General features: G+C 40.3%; 17 protein-coding genes and 1 riboswitch. Of the genes, 9 read left to right on the top strand and 8 right to left on the bottom strand.

Going from position 1 to position 18,876, the window contains the following annotated elements; genetic code table 11:
• Window positions 1–41: 41 nt before the first annotated feature.
• From GGQ60_RS04175 to GGQ60_RS04165, 3 genes are all read right to left on the bottom strand, one after another.
• Complete coding sequence (locus GGQ60_RS04175; protein WP_183760158.1) at window positions 42–665, bottom strand: histidine phosphatase family protein; 624 nt, start codon at window positions 663–665, stop codon at window positions 42–44.
• A gap of 89 nt (window positions 666–754) precedes the next feature.
• Entirely contained in the window at window positions 755–1,948 is a 1,194-nt protein-coding gene (gene mqnE, locus GGQ60_RS04170) for an aminofutalosine synthase MqnE (protein ID WP_183760156.1), read from the bottom strand.
• A 297-nt stretch (window positions 1,949–2,245) separates the two neighbouring features.
• A complete protein-coding gene (locus GGQ60_RS04165; RefSeq protein WP_229685086.1) occupies window positions 2,246–2,740 on the bottom strand; it encodes a hypothetical protein in 495 nt (164 codons plus the stop codon).
• A 123-nt stretch (window positions 2,741–2,863) separates the two neighbouring features.
• On the opposite strand from GGQ60_RS04165, the gene GGQ60_RS04160 reads away from it, so the two are divergent.
• Window positions 2,864–3,979: a trans-sulfuration enzyme family protein gene (locus tag GGQ60_RS04160; protein WP_183760155.1), complete on the top strand. Its 1,116-nt coding sequence runs from the start codon at window positions 2,864–2,866 to the stop codon at window positions 3,977–3,979.
• 49 nt (window positions 3,980–4,028) lie between these two features.
• Here the strand turns inward: GGQ60_RS04160 and GGQ60_RS04155 are convergent, their stop codons facing one another.
• Window positions 4,029–5,048, bottom strand: coding sequence for a hypothetical protein (locus GGQ60_RS04155; protein WP_183760153.1), 1,020 nt, complete (start codon window positions 5,046–5,048; stop codon window positions 4,029–4,031).
• A gap of 207 nt (window positions 5,049–5,255) precedes the next feature.
• A riboswitch (SAM riboswitch) is annotated at window positions 5,256–5,366 on the top strand.
• Window positions 5,367–5,633: 267 nt separating this feature from the next.
• On the opposite strand from GGQ60_RS04155, the gene GGQ60_RS04150 reads away from it, so the two are divergent.
• From GGQ60_RS04150 to GGQ60_RS04140, 3 genes are all read left to right on the top strand, one after another.
• Entirely contained in the window at window positions 5,634–6,965 is a 1,332-nt protein-coding gene (locus GGQ60_RS04150; protein ID WP_183760151.1) for an O-acetylhomoserine aminocarboxypropyltransferase/cysteine synthase family protein, read from the top strand.
• A 46-nt stretch (window positions 6,966–7,011) separates the two neighbouring features.
• Window positions 7,012–8,112, top strand: a complete 1,101-nt coding sequence (locus tag GGQ60_RS04145) for a homoserine O-acetyltransferase family protein (RefSeq protein WP_183760149.1) — start codon at window positions 7,012–7,014, stop codon at window positions 8,110–8,112.
• Between the two features lie 130 nt (window positions 8,113–8,242).
• Window positions 8,243–9,487, top strand: coding sequence for a homoserine dehydrogenase (locus GGQ60_RS04140; RefSeq protein WP_183760147.1), 1,245 nt, complete (start codon window positions 8,243–8,245; stop codon window positions 9,485–9,487).
• A gap of 74 nt (window positions 9,488–9,561) precedes the next feature.
• On the opposite strand, the gene GGQ60_RS04135 is transcribed toward GGQ60_RS04140, so the two are convergent.
• Window positions 9,562–10,014 carry a DUF4488 domain-containing protein gene (locus GGQ60_RS04135; RefSeq protein WP_229685085.1) on the bottom strand — a complete coding sequence of 151 codons (453 nt, stop codon included), beginning with the start codon at window positions 10,012–10,014 and terminating at the stop codon, window positions 9,562–9,564.
• A 15-nt stretch (window positions 10,015–10,029) separates the two neighbouring features.
• Window positions 10,030–10,800 carry a queuosine precursor transporter gene (locus GGQ60_RS04130; protein WP_183760146.1) on the bottom strand — a complete coding sequence of 257 codons (771 nt, stop codon included), beginning with the start codon at window positions 10,798–10,800 and terminating at the stop codon, window positions 10,030–10,032.
• Between the two features lie 203 nt (window positions 10,801–11,003).
• Here GGQ60_RS04130 and GGQ60_RS04125 point away from each other — a divergent pair, with 203 nt between their 5' ends.
• Window positions 11,004–12,230, top strand: coding sequence for a multidrug effflux MFS transporter (locus tag GGQ60_RS04125; RefSeq protein WP_183760144.1), 1,227 nt, complete (start codon window positions 11,004–11,006; stop codon window positions 12,228–12,230).
• Window positions 12,231–12,301: 71 nt separating this feature from the next.
• On the opposite strand, the gene GGQ60_RS04120 is transcribed toward GGQ60_RS04125, so the two are convergent.
• Together GGQ60_RS04120 and GGQ60_RS04115 are read right to left on the bottom strand one after the other, a co-directional pair.
• A complete protein-coding gene (locus GGQ60_RS04120) occupies window positions 12,302–12,991 on the bottom strand; it encodes a PepSY-associated TM helix domain-containing protein (protein WP_221235873.1) in 690 nt (229 codons plus the stop codon).
• Window positions 12,957–14,489 carry a DUF2271 domain-containing protein gene (locus tag GGQ60_RS04115; protein ID WP_183760142.1) on the bottom strand — a complete coding sequence of 511 codons (1,533 nt, stop codon included), beginning with the start codon at window positions 14,487–14,489 and terminating at the stop codon, window positions 12,957–12,959. Before GGQ60_RS04115 ends, GGQ60_RS04120 begins: the two co-directional genes overlap by 35 nt.
• A gap of 288 nt (window positions 14,490–14,777) precedes the next feature.
• Between GGQ60_RS04115 and GGQ60_RS04110 the strand changes: the two genes are divergently transcribed.
• The 4 genes from GGQ60_RS04110 (at window position 14,778) to GGQ60_RS04095 (ending at window position 18,812) form a co-directional block, all read left to right on the top strand.
• Window positions 14,778–15,923 (top strand): methionine aminotransferase, encoded by a 1,146-nt coding sequence (locus GGQ60_RS04110; protein WP_183760140.1) that lies wholly within the window; start codon window positions 14,778–14,780, stop codon window positions 15,921–15,923.
• 20 nt (window positions 15,924–15,943) lie between these two features.
• On the top strand, window positions 15,944–16,753 hold the full coding sequence (locus GGQ60_RS04105; protein ID WP_183760138.1) for a nitrilase family protein: 810 nt from the start codon (window positions 15,944–15,946) through the stop codon (window positions 16,751–16,753).
• A 170-nt stretch (window positions 16,754–16,923) separates the two neighbouring features.
• Window positions 16,924–17,958, top strand: coding sequence for a glycosylasparaginase (locus GGQ60_RS04100; protein ID WP_183760136.1), 1,035 nt, complete (start codon window positions 16,924–16,926; stop codon window positions 17,956–17,958).
• A gap of 92 nt (window positions 17,959–18,050) precedes the next feature.
• Window positions 18,051–18,812, top strand: coding sequence for a copper homeostasis protein CutC (locus GGQ60_RS04095; protein WP_183760134.1), 762 nt, complete (start codon window positions 18,051–18,053; stop codon window positions 18,810–18,812).
• Window positions 18,813–18,876: the final 64 nt, after the last annotated feature.

The raw sequence follows: 18,876 nt of genomic DNA, 5'->3' as shown, positions 1-18,876 counted from the left end.
AACAGATCCTAAAACAAGTTCAGGATAACGAACTGAGAAAATTATTCAATTACTATTCCGTCTAAATGGACGGCACTGTTAAATTCAAGAACCGTAAATTTCCCATCTTCGAAACCCATTTTATAAAGCACCGTATTCTGATGAGGGAATTCAATCATTTCGCTCAAAGGTTTACCTAACAGCAAGCACAGGAAAACACGCATTGCCCTGCCATGCATACAAAGCAGCACTGTTTTTTCCTCAGGCCTGGTCATTAAAATTTCCATGGGATGTTTTAAACGTTCGTACACATCCTGAACGCTTTCGCCACCTTCGAAATGAGCGGTATAATTCCCATTTTCCCAACTCTGTAACATCTCACGGAAAGCCTCACGTGCACTTTCAGTATTTGGCTTTCCTTCCCAGATACCCCAGGCCAATTCATCCAATCCCGAAAGCCTTTCCCATGGTAGTCCTGAATCAATAAATTTTTGAACGGTTTGCCAGGTACGTTTTAAATCTGAGGTGTAAATCTTATCAAAAGGAATATCTTTATAGGTTTGATAAAAAGCCTCAGCCTGCGCCCTTCCTAAAGCATTTAAGTCAGAATTTATTCCCCTGCCCTGTACGATTCCCTGCCTGTTAAGTTCCGTTTCGCCGTGGCGTATAATGTATATTTCTTTCATCTAATTCACTATCGGATGAGGAATTTTTGAATGATTGAATGTTAAATTTAACGCTCAATATGCTTGTTCAATCATTCAATATCCTACCACTAATTCACCACTGGTAATTTATAGTACTGTGGTTTCTTCTCTTCCTCGAAAACAACGTTCTCGAAATCAGTAACCACGTTGTATAAGGTATCGCGCTCAATTGCCTTTCTGCCCACCTGTTTAATCAGATTAACCAATTCTTTAGTGCTCATTGCAGGTGTTTGTTCTTCTGCACCGGCCATAGAGTATATTTTTGTGGTATCGTCTAAAGTGCCATCTATATCATCAACACCATAATTCAGGGATAACTGGGCTGTTTCGCGACTGATCATTGCCCAATAGGCTTTAATATGGTCGAAGTTATCCATATAGATACGGGCAATGGCATAATTTCTTAAATCTTCAACCACCGACGATTCGGGCACGTGGCTCATCTGGTTGTGCTGGTTCCTGAATTTTAAAGGAATAAAGGTCTGAAAACCACCGGTACGGTCCTGCAGTTCGCGCAGTTTCTCCATATGATCAACACGGTGCCAGTATTTTTCGATATGTCCATAAAGCATGGTTGCATTACTGCGCATACCCAATTTGTGCCATTCTTCGTGTATATCCAACCACTGCTGGCCGGTACATTTATCTTTAGCAATCTGCTCCCTGATCTCGGGATGGAATATCTCTGCACCACCACCCGGTATCGATTCCAGTCCGGCTTCTTTCATTAAACGCATGCCTGTTGCGTAATCAATTTTGGCCTTTTTGAAAATATAGTGGTATTCTACCGGTGTTAATGCCTTTACATGCAGATCAGGGCGGTGTTGTTTGATGGCCGTAAATAGTGCAGAATAAAATGCCACATCGTATTGTGGAAGAACACCGCCAACAATATGTACTTCGGTTACCGGCTCCCCATCGTATTTTTTAACTATATCGAGCATCTGCTCCATGGTTAATGCCCAGCCCTCTTCTTTTTGTTTGATTAAACGCGAATAAGAGCAGAATTTACAGTCGTAAACACAAAGATTGGTTGGTTCCAAGTGGAAATTACGATTGAAATAAGTTTTATCACCGTGTTTTTTCTCGCGGATATAATTGGCAAGAATACCAAGGTAGCCCAGTTCGGCATGTTCGTAAAGATATACGCCTTCATCAAAGGTAATCCGCTCTCCGTGAAGAACTTTGTGTGCTATGTTTTGTAATTCAGTTGATAAATTGGTATCAGCTAATATTTTTTCAACTTGCTCAGTTGTATTCATTCCTGATTTATTTTGAACAAAAATACAATAATGAGGCGATTTGAAAATCATTTTCTTGTAACAAACGGCGATTTTTGAATGTCAGCCGTGATAATTACCACGGCTGAACATCGCTATCGGGTGATTTCATTTTCCAAAACTTTACTGCCATCCTCATCTTGACTGGAACGCAGGGAACTGGAGAGCGATCTATCTGAATAAATTTAGCTTCATACAGACCCTATATTCATTGGTATAGCTACAAAAAAAGCACCTCTTTTCAGAAGTGCTTTGGGGTATGTTTTTCAATGTTAAATATTATCTTGCTGCAGGCACAAAAGTTAAGACAATGTTTGCAGTTCTGCCTCCAAATTCGATTGGCGATTTTAAAATCATTTGTGTGCTCGAAAGATCAGTTAATACTAAACGGTAACCTTCAGTTACATTTTTAGCTTTATCGCCCTCGTATATTTTTTTAAACTGGAAAGTCTGATCTTTAGGTGCTGCCGACCAGAAAATGGTCTGCATTACCGAACCACATGCACTTGATGCCGGCAAAGTATAAGAACCGTTACCACTATTGGTTAAATGCCAGGTACTGCCCTGAAAACATTTGTACGATTTTTCGCCAAATAATCCTTGAACTGCACCATCAGGTAATCCTTCCAGCGCTACATTACTTACTACCCAGTCGCGAACCACTGTACCCCTGCTCCCCGTAACACCGGCAGTAACCCTTTTTGCAGTGTTGCAGCTTTGTAACATTACTAAAGTAGAACATGCTATTGCGATAGCTATAAATAATCTTTTCATTTTTTGTTTAATTAAATTTCGACGAACTTGTTACATAAATCTTGCCAAAACGATTACGAACCTTAAATTAGCAGCAAATTATTAAATTATCTCCCAATAATACCTGTATCACTATCAATTGTTATGAAACCCGAAACCCTTGCTATCCACGCCTCTAATCTTGTAAAAACAGCCACAGGCGATGTTACGCCACCGCTTAACTTAAGCACAACTTTTTTTCGGGGCGAAGATGGCGGTTACCCGGGCGGTCACATGTACAGTAGGGTAAGCAATCCAAACCGGTCTGCTTTAGAAAACACTGTAGCCAAATTAGAATATGGTGAAGATGCAGCTGCTTTTTCTTCGGGCAATACCTGCGGCCTGGCCGTGTTTCAGGCCTTAAAGCCCGGCAGCCACATCATAGCTCCTGATGATATGTACTGGGGAATTAAAAAACAATTGCTCACGATCTTTAATGAGCATTTGGAATTCGATTTTATTGACCAGACCGATTTAAATCTGATACAGCGTAGCATAAAGCCCAATACACAGTTAATCTGGATTGAAACGCCATCGAATCCACTATTAAAAATCACAGATATTGAAGAAATAGCCAAAATTGCCAAAGCTAAAAATATTCCGCTGGTATGCGATAGTACCTTTGCCTCTCCTATTTTACAGAATCCAATTTTATTGGGTGCTGATATAGTAATGCACAGCAGTACAAAATACCTGGGCGGCCACAGTGATATACTCGGTGGAATCCTGGTAACTGCTAAAAAAGATGAGCTGTGGGAAAAAATCAAAAACATCCAGCAAACTGGTGGTGCGGTACCATCGCCTTTCGATTGCTTTTTACTCACCCGCAGCATAAAAACCCTGGCCTACCGCATGAAAGGACATTCTGAAAACGGAAAGATTGTAGCAGATTATTTAAATGGGCATCCGAATGTAGAAGCTGTTTTTTATCCCGGGCTGGAAAGTCACCCTCAGCACGAAATAGCAAAAAAACAGATGAAGGATTTTAGTGGAATGATGTCGTTTTTAGTTAAGGGCAATGTTGAAACCGCTCACAAAGTGGTTAATAAAGTTAAATTATTTGCACAGGCAACCAGTTTAGGCGGCGTGGAAAGCCTGATTGAACACCGCTATTCGGTTGAGGGACCGGATAGTAAAACACCTAAAAACCTGCTCCGTATTTCTGTAGGATTAGAGCATATAGATGATATTATTGCCGATTTAGCGCAGGCCTTGGGGTAAAATAATAAAGCCTTTTAGGTCTTAAAAGACCTAAAAGGCTTTATTAATCTTATTTAGGATTACAAATAGTAGTTAATTTAAGCGAATAATCAGCTTCCAAAGGTTCATTGGTCTGCGCCAAACGCTGCGATCCGGTATTGGCCGGACAGGCAATATCGCCGGTAGCATCATAGATTAATTTTGCTCCATTAGCCAATAATTCTTTCGGTACATATACCTGCACTTTGGTAACCGAATATCCAGAAGGGAAATAACGCACATAATATCCGTCAGGGTGTTTGGTCCAGATGCCACTTGGCACATCGCTACGGGGTGGTGCCATTCCGGCAACAATGGCATACTTCTCCAGATCGGCATAAGTATAATTACCCGAAGCCACCAGTTGGCGTATATTGTTTTCGGCTTCAAAAACTGCTCTGACACCCGAAGGTAACTGCTCTTTGGTTTTTTCCATAACATCGAAAGGCAAAATGCCCAGCGCACCACCTTCTAACTGCGTAAGCTGTTTAGTTGTTAACAGCTTTATGGCAGTTACCTTAACCTGTCCGCTGTAATCGGCAAATTTGGTCCTGGCAATAATTGTCCAAAGCAATGCCTGTATATCGTGCTGTTCTACTTCAGGATGTTTTTCGGCACTTTTTAAGATGGAAACTACAATTTCTTCCTTCGGGCCTAAAACCGGGGCAAACATGTAACCATCGCCTTTTGACGGTGCGAAAGTTCCGGCTTTTAAGCAGTAACTTTTATTCGTCATTTCGTACAATCCTTCGCAAAGTACAAAACCACCATCGGGATTTTTAGGTAACAGATATAATGGTTGAGCCTTTAATTTTAAGTCATTTAAAAAATCAGGCATTTTTTCGCCTTCCCGGTTCACGTCTTCAAAACTGGTGGTAATGGCAGCAGGTTGCTTTAAAAACTTGTCTACTCCCAAAGCTTTAGCCCCCTGGGCAGTACCAATTTTCAGCAACTTATCTTTTAAACCGCCGAATTGAGCCTTTACACTTGTTAAGCACGTTATACTAAATAACAGTGCCAGGCACAGAGATTTCGTTTTTTTTATCATCATTAGATTTAGGTAGATCACACAAAATTAGAATTTTAGGCGTTAATTTTATATTAAAAATTTAAATCTGTTCTCCAAAAACAAAAATACACCACTCATTATCAATACCTTAACATTAATTCGAAATTTTATTTTGTGAATTAAAATTAAATTCAGACATTTGAAATATTATTTGGCGGAAAGCTAAATAAAAGTCAATCTTCACGGGTTGATTTATAAAGAAGTGGCGAGAGACTGGCTCGATGACCCACTGGCAACCCTCAGAAAGAGAAGGTGCCAATTCCTGACCGGATAACACGGTGTTGTTCGGAGATATAAATTAAAACTGATGAAAACATTAAATCTTCAATCGCTAAGCGAGCCCGGTGCAAAACAGAAAAAGATAGAACATGCTTCTATTTCTCTTATTTGTTGTGATAAACTTGCGGTTACCTGTATGTGCTGTTGCATACAGTAATCTAAAAAATCTTCCTTTTTTGTTTCTTTCAAACTGGAAGGTCCCGGGAAACCGGGATACGCCCCCTTATTAGAAATCAGGATGTCCCTCATTTCTGCTACCCAATCACATCATTAAAAAAAATAGAAATCATGTCAACATCATATAAATTTGAAACTTTACAATTACATGCAGGCCAGGAAATAGACCCAACCACAGGCTCAAGAGCAGTTCCTATATACCAAACCACTTCTTACGGATTTAACAGTGCCGAACACGGCGCCAATTTATTTGCCTTAAAGGAGTTTGGGAATATCTACACCAGGATCATGAATCCTACCAATGATGTTTTCGAAAAACGCATTGCTGCTTTAGAAGGTGGCGTAGCTGCCTTAGCGGTATCATCAGGACAGGCTGCCCAATTTATTGCTTTAAATAATATCCTTCAGGCTGGCGACCATATCGTTTCCTCTTCACATATTTACGGCGGAACTTACAACCAGTTTAAGGTAGCTTTTAAGCGCTTGGGCATTTATGTTGATTTTGCAAATCCGGATGTACCGGAAGAATTTGAATCTAAAATAACTGAGAAAACTAAAGCAATCTACCTGGAAACCATCGGTAACCCTGCGTTTAGCGTACCCGATTTTGAGAAAATTGCCGCAATAGCCAAAAAACACGATCTTCCTTTAGTGGTCGACAATACTTTCGGAGCAGCAGGGTATTTGTTTAAACCATTGGAACACGGTGCTAATATTGTGGTAGAATCGGCAACCAAATGGATTGGTGGCCATGGAACCAGTATTGGCGGCGTTATTGTTGATGGTGGTAATTACAATTGGGGCAATGGAAAATTCCCTCAGTTCTCTGAACCGTCAGAAGGCTATCATGGCTTGGTTTTCAGCGATGTTTTTGGTATCGGCGGGCCATTCGGTAATATCCAGTTTATTATCCGGGCGCGCGTAGAAGGGCTGAGAGATTTAGGGCCTTCCCTTTCGCCTTTCAACTCTTTTCTTTTGTTACAGGGATTGGAAACTTTATCGCTCCGTGTTCAACGCCATGTCGATAATGCACTGGAATTAGCCACCTGGTTAGAAAACCATCCTTTAGTTAAAGAAGTTCAGTACCCGGGCTTAGCCAGCAATAAGTATAATGGCCTCGCTAAAAAATATTTAAGCAACGGTTTTGGTGCGGTTTTATCTTTTGAATTAGCCGGAAGCAAAGAACATGCAACACAGGTAATTGATCATTTAAAGCTGGTGTCGCACCTGGCCAACGTGGGCGATGCGAAAACATTGATCATTCAGCCCTCGGCTACAACACACCAGCAATTAAGCGAGGAAGAACAATTAGCAGCAGGCGTAAAACCAAATGCATTGAGGGTATCGGTTGGTATTGAGCATATTGATGATATTAAGGCCGATTTCGAACAAGCGTTTGCAAAAATTAAAGCTACTGCACCAGAAGTGAGTTTACAAAGCTAAACTCAAAAGCCCTTAAAGGTTTTTTTTACAACAACAACATTACAAAATGCATAACAGTAATCACCATAGCACTTCAAAATCTCCATCAGGAAATTTAGGAGAAACCTATCAATATAATAAACCGTTCAAGTTAGAAAGCGGAAAAAAAATCCGCAACCTGCAAATTGCCTATCAAACTTATGGCAAATTAAACGCCAATAAAGACAATGTAATTTGGGTTTGCCATGCGCTTACTGCCAATGCAGATGTTTTTGAATGGTGGGAAGGTTTGTTTGGTCAAAATGCCTTATTTAATCCTGAAGAACATTATATCGTTTGCGCCAATGTTTTAGGCTCACATTACGGTAGCACCAATCCTTTAAGCACCAACCCGGTAACAGGTTTACCTTATTACCTTTCGTTTCCACAGTTCACCATCCGCGATCTGGTATCAGCACACCAGTTATTAGCTTCGCACCTGGGTGTTGATTATATTAAATTATTAATCGGTGGTTCTTTGGGTGGGCAACAAGCTGTTGAGTGGAGCATTTCAGAACCAAATAAGATAGAAAATCTGATCCTGATTGCCACCAATGCCGCACATTCTCCATGGGGAATTGCTTTTAACGAAAGTCAGCGTTTGGCCATTACTACCGACAGAACTTTTTATGCCAACCAGCCAAACGGAGGCAGCAAAGGCTTAAAAACTGCACGCAGCATTGCGTTATTAAGTTACAGAACCTATCATGCTTATGGAAGCACCCAGGTAGAAAGTGTAAATGATAAAACCGATAACTTCCGTTCTTCTTCTTATCAGAATTACCAGGGAGAAAAGTTAATCAACCGCTTTAATGCTTACAGCTATTATTATCTAACCAAGGCAATGGACAGCCACAATGTTGGCCGTAACCGCAAAAGCATTGCTGACGCGCTAAAACTTATTACGGCAAATACTTTGGTAATCGGTATAGAAAATGATGTCTTATTCCCGTTATCTGAGCAAAAATACCTGGCTGACCACATTAATGGGGCTGAGTTTACTGCTTTACATTCTGATTATGGCCACGATGGTTTCCTGATCGAAACAGATGCCCTGACCAATATCATCGGAAATTTTATCAAGGAAAGCCGCAATAAAAAGATTATCAAGTTGCAGCATACCGCTTAGAAAGGTCGCAGATTCAGAGCTTAAAGGTGAAAGGTGGTTGACCGGACACCTCATACAATTAAAACAAATTACAAAAATAAGAACAGCTATAACGGTGTAATCCGTCTATCTGTATAATCAATTTATAACAATGAGTAAAAATCTAAAAATCGGTTTATTTGGTTTCGGGGTTGTGGGACAAGGTTTACTGGATATTATCCAAAGCCAGAACCTGAACCTGGAAATCATTAAAATCGCGATAAAAGACCCAAGGAAGAAGCGTACCCTGAATAAGGACCTGTTTATTACTGACCGCAACGAAATACTGAACAATACAGAAATCAATACGATTGTAGAGCTGATTAATGATGCCGATGCGGCCTATGAAATTGTAACTACCGCATTAAAAAATGGCAAAAATGTAGTATCTGCCAATAAAAAAATGATTGCCACACACTTAAAAGAACTGGTAGATCTACAGCAGGAGTATGGTACTTCTTTATTGTACGAAGGAGCTGTTTGTGGCAGTATACCAATTATCCGCAACCTGGAAGAGTATTATGACAACGAATTATTCCATGCCCTGAGTGGTATTTTTAATGGATCATCCAACTATATTCTTTCTAAAATATTCGATAAGAACCAAAGTTACGATTCGGCATTAAAAGAGGCCCAGGATTTAGGTTTTGCTGAAACCGACCCTATTTTGGATGTGGGAGGTTATGATCCGAAATATAAACTGGCCATTGCTACCGCACATGCTTATGGTTTATTCGTAAACCCTGATGCCATTTTAAACATCGGTATACAGAACCTTTCCAACCACGATATCAAATATGCACGTGAGAAAAACTTTAAAATTAAGTTGGTTCCTACAGCGCGTAAGGTGAATACAAAAGATATTGTAACTTATGTACTCCCTAAACTGGTGGCTAAAGACGATTTTCTTTACAATGTAGAAAACGAGTATAATGCAGTTGCGGTTCAGGCAGCTTTTGCAGATAAACAGTTTTTTTATGGTAAGGGTGCAGGTGGCCATCCTACCGGTGCAGCCGTACTTTCTGATATTGCGGCCTTGCGTTACGATTACCGCTATGAATACAAAAAATATCACTCTGAAAACGGTGTAAAACATACCGAAGATATTCTATTAGAAATCTATCTGCGTTATGCTGATGAAGATCTGATTACCCTGTTGAATTTTGATGACATCAGCGAACGGTATGCGGCCAGCAGCTATAAATATGTGGTTGGAACCGTGAAGCTGGAAAGTTTAATTAAAAACCGTGACCTGCTTTTAGATCAATCTGTTTTTGTGGCCTATACCGGCAGGCAGATTTACAAACAGGAGCAGTTGAGCGGAAACGTTTTTGCCGAGGAATTGGCAAGCCTATAATTTATTTTAAGGTTATTTTTTTTATTTGTTTTGTTGTTAAGTATAAAGGTCAGAGCGATTCTGACCTTTTGCCTTTAGCGTACTTTAAGGTATTTTTCGATAATTACACGGTCAACACCGGCAGCTTCAACTTTCTCGATCCCTTTTTGGATCAATGTATCGTTATGGATAGCCAGTTTAAAGTTAAACGTTTTCCCCTCCCAATTCTTGTTTTTATAATATTCCAGGTGCTCGGTATAATCTTCACCCTTTAACACAAAAGTACCTCCGCCTGCATCAAAACTTACCGTATCTTTGGGATCAAGGCTATGTTTCAAAAATGCGAAATGACTATCGTTAAACATTTTGATCATTTTTAACTTCCCTGAATAATCAGTGGTCTCACTTTTTCCTTTATCAATAGTAGTTGCCGAAATCAATTGCCAGGTCCCCTCGAGTTCCAGGCTTTTCTCGCTTTTCTTTTCAGTTGAACAGGCCAATAACGAAAGGCCCGCTACGAGCATTAAAATATTTAATCTCCTCATCATGCTATTGGTTTAATTTTACCCCCTGCCGGCCATTTTAATCAGTTTATGAGCCAGGTCTTTTCCTAAATAACCGTCTATTATGGTATGTACTATGTATAAAATGGGTGTCATTAAAATAGCCACAATGAATTTATATGTATAATTCACCAAACCTATTGCGGCAACCATTTGCCAGCTGTAATGGTATTGCGGATTTAAATAAAAAGCAATAAAAATTACCACGAAACTATCAATAAGCTGGGAAACCAATGTTGAGCCGGTTGCCCGCAACCATAATGCACGCTCTCCGGTAATTTTTTTAATCCGGTGAAAAATCAGCACATCGGCCAGCTGCCCGATGATAAAGGCGGTGATAGACCCTACAATAATCCACATCCCCTGCCCAAAAATACCGGCGAACGCGTTATTCATGTTCAGGTCTTCGCCATTTATCTTTTGATGTACCCAAAAATCGGCTGCACTTAAATGCATGGAGCCCCAAACTACGATAAAGGCAAAAGCAATGAGAATAGAGGTAAGAATGGATAAAAAACGAACCTGTTTCACCCCAAAATATTCATTTATGATATCGGTCATGATAAAAATAATTGGCCAGGTTAACACACCTGCAGACATCACAAACGACAGGTTAGGAACACCGAGCAGGTTAATATCAAATTTTTTAATCCCAAGCGTTTCCTCCACGCTGAATAATTTAACCCCGATAAACTCTGATAATATGGCATTGGCCACAAAAAAACTACCCAGAACAAGTAGTAAACGGCTTTCTTTCGTCTTAAAAGTCATAGACTATAAATCTAAAAATAAATCACATATTTTAGCATAAAGATGCGCCTATTTTTAACAGAGATAACACAAAGATTACGCAGCTGCCTACTGTAAAATCAGTTTTAAAATCATTAGGATAATTTTTTACAATCGTTCGACGGTAAAAATAGGTTGGCAACTTAAATCTCACAATCTTTGCGCCATCAAATTCCGGTAATTCCATGGCTAAAAAACAACACTTTTTCCTGATCCTTATTTTGGGTTCGCTTGCTGCGCTTGGTCCCTTCTCGATTGACATGTACCTCCCGGGTTTTTTGGATATTGCAAAAGATCTAAAAAGTACCGAATCTACAGTAGCATTGTCTTTATCGAGCTTTTTTATCGGAATTTCTGCCGGTCAGCTTTTATATGGTCCTTTACTCGATAAATACGGACGTAAAAAACCATTGTATTTTGGTTTGGGCCTTTACATCCTATCCTCTCTATTATGTTTAGCGGTAACCGATGTAAACCAGCTTATTGTTTTACGATTTATACAGGCGATCGGGAGCTGCGCCACGGCAGTTGCTTCGGTAGCCATGGTTAGAGATTTATTCTCTGTAGAAGAAAGCCCCAAGGTATTTGCATCGTTAATGCTGGTTATTGCCGTTTCCCCAATGCTCGCACCAACAGGTGGCAGTTATTTAATTTCGGCATTCGGCTGGAAATACGTATTTGTATTTTTAGGTCTGATGGCTGTATTAATGCTTTTGGCCTCCATTTTTAAATTACCGGAAAGCTACAAACCTGATCCCGGTTATTCTTTAAAGCCCAGGCCTATTTTAACCAATTTCTTTACCGTTCTAAAAGAGCCGCAGTTTTATACCTATGCATTAATCGCCTCCATTACCTTTTCGGGGTTGTTTGCTTATGTATCATCCTCTCCTACGGTATTTATGAAGATTTACAACGTAAGTAAAACAGGCTACGGCTGGATCTTCGCTTTACTGTCGGTTTCATTTATTGGTTCCAGCCAGGTAAACAGCTTACTGTTAAAATGGTTTACCAGTAAAAATATTGTAACCTATGCACTTGCTGCGCAATGTATTTTCAGTTTAATCTTTTTGGTTTTTGCTTTAAATAACTGGTTAAATTTATATGCTACAATAGGTTTTATAGCATTGTTTTTGGCCTGCTTAGGTTTAATTAACCCAAATGCTGCGGCTTTAGCCCTTGCACCTTTTACGAAAAATGCCGGGAGTGCATCTGCCCTAATGGGTGCTTTGCAAATGGGATTAGGCGCCCTGGCTTCGGTAATGGTTAGTTTATTTAACGAACATTCGGTCGTTCCTATGCCATTGGTAATGACGGCAGCTGCGTTTATCGCCTTAGGCTGCCTGTTAATTGGCAGAAGGTTTATTACCGCAGAAGTTGAAGCCAGCACCGATGCGACTGTGGCAGCGCACTAATACTACACCACCAAGACACCAAGAACAAAAAGAGATCACCTCTCAATGCCCTTAGTTTCTTGGTGGTTAATTTACGGTACAAATAACTTGTAAATTAAATAGCAAACAATAGTACCTATCGCTGCAATAATAAAACCACTTAGGCGCTTCTTTTTGATAAAACAGATGAGAATGATGCCTGAGACAGACACGAGGGTCATCAGCACTGCAGAGATATCAATAATCCAGGACCAGGCCTTTCCTGAATCCCTTCCTTTGTGCAAATCATTGATCACAGCTACAACACCAAACCGGGTAACAGTTAACTCATACTTACCGGTTTCGCGGTCTATAAAAGAATCGGCCAGATAACCGGGTCCGTTAAAGGTTAAACTCAGTTCCCTGTCATCTATCCTGAAATCGCTCAATGCACCCTTAACCTCATGTTTGTTCCTGAAAAACTCAACAAGTTGCAACTTATTGATCTTATTGGTGTCGGGTTGGTTTACCCATTTTAAGTTTACCGATCCGGAATCTTTAGTAACCAGCTCCTTACCCGAAGTAAACCAATCTGCATGATTTAAGGTTAAGCCCGATACTGCAAAGAATAGCAGGATGGTAAAACTCACCATCGATAAATAAATGTGGAGCCAGCGTGATAAACCAGCTAAGCGCTTTTTACCCTTACCTTTTCCGCTATTTTTTTTAACCTGTTTTTTTCCCAGGCCACCAGGCGCAGGGACGATGTTATTTTTTAGAGATTCCGATTTTTCTGTAGTCAAGGGATGCTGATGTTAGTTCCGTATTTGGTGTTAATTCTACCTTTTGTGCCGAGCCGGTAAATTTCATTTCTTTGGCAATCACCTGGTAAGTTCCATGCTCACGGGCTACTTCGATAAAAACGGTATAAATTCCTGCTTTTACCAATTTACCGCTATCATCTTTTCCATCCCATGATAGGCTATATTTTCCCGGACCACGCGTAGCGGAACTCGTTGAGCTCAGTTTTCCTTCAGCACCTTTTTTAAATTCCTCGCCGTTAGCACGGTTCCAGGATTTTAAATCCGGTAACCAGCGTGGTTTATTGTACCAAATAGCCAAGTTACGTACCGGAGTTTTTACCTGATCTTCAATCCATACTGCTACAAATGGTCGACGGACACGCTTACCATCAGTAGGCTGTATATCAGCAATTTCGAAGTTTACCACCAGCTCATATTTTGTGTTCCAAAGTTTATCGGCTTTAGTTGTTTTCGCTAAGGTAGCAGTAGGTTTCTTTAGGGCAACCTCATAGTTAGTCCACTCCTTACTTTTAATCTCTTTCCCTTCTTTAGTGACCAACAAGTATGCAATATCGTTTCTTTTAGCAGTTACTGCTTCGATTTCGGCAACAGAAAGCACATTAAAGGAAGTGGCTAAAGCACCTGCCTCACTGGCATCAGGCCCAATAACCGTTGCACTGATGATTTCTGAAGCGGGTTTTCCGGTACGCGGATCAACAATGTGCGAGTACCACTTTCCATTTACATCAAAACCCCTGCGGTAATTACCGCTGGTTGCCACGGCCATGTTGGCTACTTTGATTGTTGCAAGTGCAGCATCGTTTTCAGCATCAGCTTTAGGGTTTGCTATTTCGATAAGCTCCGGCCCGTTTCCTTTAATTACCATATCGCCACCAATATTCACGACCACATTTTCAATACCCGGGCTTTGAACGGCTTGCTCAGCAGCTTTATTAATGATGTAACTTTTTGCAAACGAATTTAAAGCCAATGGCACATCATCCAAACGGGTAACGGTTTTATCCTGCTCATTTAAAAGGTAATGCTTTTGTTTAACCAAAGTAACCGCCTGCTGTAATACGGACGCAGAAGGTTTATGGCCTTCGGCAGCTGCCTTTTTCCAAACATCGCCAATTACTTTGGCAGATGCATCAAGAGCGCCATGGGTTAATGTTTTATAATATTCAAACTGTTTTAACACCTCAAATAATTCTGACGAAACTTTGGTGGTTTGTTTACCCTTGCTCATCCACCTGCTAAATTCACTGTCTGCTTTATAAGCACTTAAAATACCATCCAACCTGTCTATTTCGTTTAACGCGCGCGCTTCGGCTGCATCTGCATCAGCCTGGCTGCTGGTTTTAAATTTTAATTCTAGCGATGTACCCAATACATTTTCATAATTGGAAACAAATGTTGTTAAAGGCTTTTTGGGGTTAACAAATGCTGATGCAATTATTACCAGTATAAAGGCAGCAGTTAGGTGTTTAAACTTCATATTCAATGGATGTTTGAGATTTTAATTGCAAAGAAAGCAGTTTATTTGGAACAATTTTAAATAAGCATAAATATATTTTAAATAATGCAAAATCCTATCCGGAATTCAGGTTTAATCATCAGATCAGAATATTGGTTATAGCGTTATTGACGTTAATACAGGATAAGGGTTTAATGTTCCTTTGGAAAGTTTTTCCCTTTGGCATTAATCACAACTGTGCTGTTATACGGTATGGCTTTGGGTTCAGGTTTTATGCCTTAAGCTTTTTTTCCTATTTTCGCTTATAAGATGCTTAATATACAATCTAAACTTCCTGGAGTAAGTACCACCATCTTTTCGGTGATGAGTAAACTTGCTGTAGAACACAATGCCATTAATCTTTCTCAGGGATTTCCCGATTATCCTTGTGATCCAAAACTAGTTGAATTGGTAAATAAAGCCATGAAAGATGGTTTTAATCAATATGCGCCTATGCCTGGATCTACCTTTTTAAAAGAAGCGATTGCAGAGAAAGTTGAAAAATTATATGATATAAAATATCATCCTGAAACGGAGATTACGGTTACTGCAGGTGGTACGCAGGCTATTTTTACCGCATTGGCGGCCATTATTAATGCAGGCGACGAAGTGATTATTTTCGAACCGGCTTACGATAGCTACGCACCTACAGTCAAGCTATTAGGCGGCCTGGTTAAAACTTACGAGCTTGCCCCGCCCACCTACGCTATCGACTGGGATATGGTTAAAAAGCTGTTTACAGCAAAAACCAGAATGATCATCTTAAATACACCACAAAACCCAACTGGAAGTATTTTATCATCAGATGATATGAAATCGCTTATTAAACTCGTTACGGGTACCGATATTTTAATCCTCAGCGACGAAGTTTATGAACATCTGATTTATGATGAACAAAAGCACCAAAGTGTAATGCGCTATCCTGAATTAAAGCAAAGAAGCTTTATTGTAGCCTCCTTTGGCAAACTCTTACACGCTACCGGCTGGAAACTTGGCTATTGCCTTGCACCGGAGAAATTAACCAAAGAATTTAGAAAGGTACACCAATTTAATGTTTTCAGCGTTAATAGTCCCATGCAGCAGGCAATTGCCGATTACCTTAAAGAACCAAAAAACTATACTGAAATAGGCAGTTTCTTTCAGCAGAAAAGGGATTACTTTAGAAACCTGTTGGCAGAAAGCCGGTTTAAACTTCTGCCCTGCAACGGTTCCTATTTTCAATGTGTAAGTTATAGCGACATCAGCGATGAAAAGGATACGGATTTTAGCGTCAGGTTAATTAAAGAATTTGGAGTGGCCTCCATTCCGGTTTCTGCCTTTTACCAGAAAGCAACAGATCATAAAATTATCAGGTTCTGCTTTGCCAAAGAGGACACTACACTTGCCTTGGCTGCCGGGAAATTAAAAAACGTTTAACCAGACTAAACCTATAAAAAATGGAAGCACCTGTTTACACTCAAATAGAAAATCTGAAAGTAACCGTTTTTCAGGCCTATCTTTTTTGGGAAAACATTGAGAAAAACCTTTTAAATCTGGCACTTAGATTATCGATGGGTGTAAGGGAGAAAACCGATATTATTATTTTACCCGAAATGTTCAATACAGGTTTTAGCATGAACTCTGAAGCGTTAGCCGAAGAAATGGGTGGAAAAACGATGCAATGGATGCAAAAAATGGCATATCAGTATAACTGCGTTGTTACCGGAAGCTTAATCATAAAAGAAAACAATCAATATTTTAACCGCCTGATCTGGATGGAGCCAGATGGCAAAAGCCAGCATTATGATAAACGCCACCTGTTTGGCATGGGCGACGAAGATCAGCACTTTAGTCCCGGTAAAGAAAAACTGATAGTCGAACTTAAAGGCTGGAAAATCAGACTGGCCATTTGTTACGACCTGCGTTTTCCGGTTTGGTTGCGCAACGTTGGTCAGGAATACGATATCTTGCTCCTGGTTGCCAACTGGCCTGATAAACGATCGGCACATTGGAAGGCACTAATCCCGGCCAGGGCAATTGAAAATCAAAGTTACGTGATTGCAGTAAACCGTGTCGGCCATGACGGAAACCAGATTTACCACAGCGGATTATCAATGTGTTTGGATCCTTACGGGAACACTGTTTATTACAAGCCTGAGGATGAAGATCTATATACCTTTAGCATCAATTACGAAGAACTGGTTAAAATCAGGAGACAATTCCCGTTTTTAAAAGATGCGGATAAATTTACGATTGAACCTCATTAACTATAATTAAATATTAAATACCGGTTATCACTCATTACCAATTATAGTATTCTACTAGAAGTAAAACGATTAATCATTAAAAATAACCCGTGTTAAAACCTTCACGATCAGGTAAGATCGACCGGTTTACAACACCACAATTAAAAACAATTAAACCATCCAAATATCAAATGTTTAACCGCCGGAAATTTATAAAAGCATCTGCCTTATCGGCCGGATTGCTGGCCATTGATAAAAACAGTATAGCTGAAGTACTTCCCAAAAAAACGTCAAAAGCAGGGAATTTTCCCATTGTAATTTCTACATGGGATTTTGGAATCGCTGCAAATGCTGATGCCTGGAAAGTTTTATCCGCTGGCGGACGTGCCCTAGATGCGGTAGAACAAGGCGTTTGGGTACCTGAAGCCGATGAGCACAATCAATCGGTTGGGTATGGCGGTTTGCCAGACCGCGATGGCCATGTTACCCTGGATGCCTGCATTATGGACGAATTGGGTAATTGTGGCGCTGTTTTAGCGCTCGAGCATATTAAACACCCTATTTCGGTAGCACGTAAAGTGATGGAAAAAACACCGCATGTAATGCTGGCTGGCGATGGTGCCTTACAGTTTGCGTTGGAGCAGGGCTTCAAAAAAGAGAACCTGCTTACCCCTGCCAGCGAAAAAGCATGGAAAGAATGGCTAAAAACAGCAAAATATGCGCCTGTAATGAATATTGAAAATAAGCTTTACCAAAAGGCTGCCCCGCAAAAACTGCCGGGCAATCAATATAATCACGATACCATTGGCATGTTGGCTATTGATGTTAAAGGTAATATTTCTGGTGCCTGCACCACCAGCGGAATGGCTTATAAATTACATGGAAGAATTGGGGATAGCCCCATTATCGGAGCCGGCCTTTATGTAGACAATGAGGTTGGTGGCGCAACTTCAACCGGTGTAGGTGAAGAAGTGGTTCGGAATGTAGGGTCATTTTTAGTGGTAGAACTCATGCGCCAAGGCTATACACCAGAAGCAGCCTGTAAAGAAGCAGTTATGCGTATCATTAAAAAGAAGCCTGAAACGGCCAAGAACATACAGGTAGGATTTTTAGCCATCAATAAAAAGGGCGAATACGGAGCTTATGCAATTCAACAAGGCTTTAGTTATGCGGTTTGCAATGCAGAAAAACAAGATCTTTTAATTAAAGGCAAAAGTTATTATTAACTAAAGCTCAATCCAACTTAGACGACAATTATATCGAATTTTCCGGCGCGTAAAGGCTCTTAGAATAATACAAATCAAAAAAAACTAATATAATGAGTGTAGAAGCAATTGCTTGCTTGGAAGTATGTGCCAATTCTTATACATCGGCCCTCGCCGCGCAAAATGGTGGTGCAAAAAGGGTTGAATTTTGTGATAACCTGGCCGAAGGCGGAACCACGCCCAGTTATGGCCAAATTTCATTAGCCAAGAAAAATCTATCTGTAGAAGTTTGGCCAATTATACGTCCACGAGGAGGAGATTTTCTATATTCCGCTATTGAGTTCGAGCTAATGAAAGAAGATATAAAAATCTGTAAATCATTAAATTGTGAAGGCGTAGTTATCGGTATACTTAAGGCAGATGGCACGATCGACAAAGAAAGGTGCGCTGAACTTATTGAGCTGGCTAAACCGATGGAGGTAGCCTTTCACAGGGCATTCGATATGAGTAACGATATGGACCAGGCCCTTGAAGATTTGATCTCACTCAAAATAAAAAGGGTACTGAGCTCCGGGGGTGCTTCTTCTGCCATTCTTGGGGCAGAAAAATTAGCACAGCTGATAAAAAAAGCAAATGGCCGGATTACCATCATGCCCGGTGCCGGAATAAATGAAACCAATATTCAACAGCTGATCGATAAGACCGGGGCAACGCAATTCCATGCCTCGGCCAAGGAATTCGTGGCCAGTAAAATGACCTTCAGAAACAACGAATCCAAAATGGGCAGTATTGAAGATGAGTACCGTTACGAATTAACCTCTGTAACTAAAGTTAGGGCTTTGACCGAAATTATCGGAAAGAACTTCAATCAATAGTAGTGAAAAATCACCTATAACACTAAAAGTCAGATGTTTCCATCTGACTTAACATTTATATCTT

The sequence above is a fragment of the Pedobacter zeae genome, from assembly GCF_014196715.1.
Taxonomy (GTDB): domain Bacteria; phylum Bacteroidota; class Bacteroidia; order Sphingobacteriales; family Sphingobacteriaceae; genus Pedobacter; species Pedobacter zeae.
This window is presented reverse-complemented; position numbering and strand designations above follow the sequence as displayed.

Bases quoted from the DNA above. Each gene is read 5' to 3' on its own strand.
- GGQ60_RS04125 (WP_183760144.1), top strand. From the start codon at position 11,004: ATGGCTAAAAAACAACACTTTTTCCTGATCCTTATTTTGGGTTCGCTT.
- GGQ60_RS04130 (WP_183760146.1), bottom strand. From the start codon at position 10,800: ATGACTTTTAAGACGAAAGAAAGCCGTTTACTACTTGTTCTGGGTAGT.
- GGQ60_RS04115 (WP_183760142.1), bottom strand. From the start codon at position 14,489: ATGAAGTTTAAACACCTAACTGCTGCCTTTATACTGGTAATAATTGCA.
- GGQ60_RS04140 (WP_183760147.1), top strand. From the start codon at position 8,243: ATGAGTAAAAATCTAAAAATCGGTTTATTTGGTTTCGGGGTTGTGGGA.
- GGQ60_RS04160 (WP_183760155.1), top strand. From the start codon at position 2,864: ATGAAACCCGAAACCCTTGCTATCCACGCCTCTAATCTTGTAAAAACA.
- GGQ60_RS04105 (WP_183760138.1), top strand. From the start codon at position 15,944: ATGGAAGCACCTGTTTACACTCAAATAGAAAATCTGAAAGTAACCGTT.
- GGQ60_RS04165 (WP_229685086.1), bottom strand. From the start codon at position 2,740: ATGAAAAGATTATTTATAGCTATCGCAATAGCATGTTCTACTTTAGTA.
- GGQ60_RS04095 (WP_183760134.1), top strand. From the start codon at position 18,051: ATGAGTGTAGAAGCAATTGCTTGCTTGGAAGTATGTGCCAATTCTTAT.
- GGQ60_RS04175 (WP_183760158.1), bottom strand. From the start codon at position 665: ATGAAAGAAATATACATTATACGCCACGGCGAAACGGAACTTAACAGG.
- GGQ60_RS04155 (WP_183760153.1), bottom strand. From the start codon at position 5,048: ATGATGATAAAAAAAACGAAATCTCTGTGCCTGGCACTGTTATTTAGT.
- GGQ60_RS04110 (WP_183760140.1), top strand. From the start codon at position 14,778: ATGCTTAATATACAATCTAAACTTCCTGGAGTAAGTACCACCATCTTT.
- GGQ60_RS04100 (WP_183760136.1), top strand. From the start codon at position 16,924: ATGTTTAACCGCCGGAAATTTATAAAAGCATCTGCCTTATCGGCCGGA.
- GGQ60_RS04135 (WP_229685085.1), bottom strand. From the start codon at position 10,014: ATGATGAGGAGATTAAATATTTTAATGCTCGTAGCGGGCCTTTCGTTA.
- GGQ60_RS04150 (WP_183760151.1), top strand. From the start codon at position 5,634: ATGTCAACATCATATAAATTTGAAACTTTACAATTACATGCAGGCCAG.
- GGQ60_RS04145 (WP_183760149.1), top strand. From the start codon at position 7,012: ATGCATAACAGTAATCACCATAGCACTTCAAAATCTCCATCAGGAAAT.
- mqnE (WP_183760156.1), bottom strand. From the start codon at position 1,948: ATGAATACAACTGAGCAAGTTGAAAAAATATTAGCTGATACCAATTTA.